At 38.5% G+C, this 1,141-nt stretch carries 1 protein-coding gene; it reads right to left on the reverse strand.

What is annotated here, in order from left to right; genetic code table 11:
- Window positions 1–975 (reverse strand): IS1380-like element ISRgn3 family transposase (locus G5A70_RS15495; protein WP_173750335.1); only part of this gene is annotated, 975 nt, incomplete at its 3' end.
- Window positions 976–1,141 lie beyond the last annotated feature (166 nt).

Here is a 1,141-nt window from a genome sequence, read left to right on the forward strand (position 1 = left end):
ATACTTTGGTGAGGAATCCATGTTTGTGACAACAAATGTGTACATGTAAACCATCTGGTTTTCCGGCTTTTCAACCTTGCAAACCACACGCCTTTCATAAGGCCATGGACCTGCTTTGTACATGAATTCACCATAAACTACCGCATAATCAACTTTGTTATTCCTGGTGATTTCATCAAGCTCATCCACAAGATGGGATGCTTTTTCACGGAGAATACCATTCTCCTTCAGCCGGATGACATAGCTTGTGCCATTTTCCTCGCACTGCTTGTAAAGGTCAGGCGTAGCAAAACCGCTGTCACCCCGAAGCAGAATTTGGATTGTTGGATAATCATTCAGATATTCATCAAGTATCAGTTGCAGGAAGTCAACCACTCCAGTGCAGGAATACTGTGTTCCATCACGAAGTTGGATTTTTATCAGATCCCCAGTCATTCCATCATAACAGACAAGTGGATGGTATCCATTGCTCTGATAATGAAAGTTAAAGGCTCGGCCTTCCTGTTTGCCGTATGCATCAAGAAGAGTGGAATCCAGATCCAGAATAACAGCCTGTGGCATCTGAATACTGTAAACTCTTTTTCGAAGTATTCTGCCAATCGTAAGGAATTGGTTTAAAGTATCTTCATCCATACGGTTAAAGAATCTTGATACCGTAGGTTGTGATGCTAAAGCATCTTTATTTAGTACTGCTTTAAATACTGGGTCATTTGTAAGTTCATCTGAAGCATCATCTTCAAAATAACCTGCAATAATCATATAGATTATCTGAAGGAGATTCTCCTTGTCAGTGTGATATCTAAATGATGCAGAATCATTAGTCTTAAATGAGCGACTGAAAAGTTTATCAATGTCAAGTTTACTTACGAATTCTTTGATAAGAAGCAGGCCTGCATCGGAGGATAAATCTCCTCCATCAAAATTTATTTTAATCTGTCTATTGCTTTCTAGTGATAAGGTGTTTATAATACTCATGAAGGGCTCCTTTGTTTGTATTATTAATGGCTTTGAACACCTTAATTTTACCACAAATGGATGCTCTTTTTTTATTCACTTGATAAGTGAAAAGCAATATTCAATTAAAATACAGCAACTATGTGGCTTTCAGCCACTTTCACGGCTGTGCCGTGAATAATCTAGG

The organism is Blautia hansenii, from assembly GCF_013304445.1.
Classification (GTDB): domain Bacteria; phylum Bacillota; class Clostridia; order Lachnospirales; family Lachnospiraceae; genus Blautia.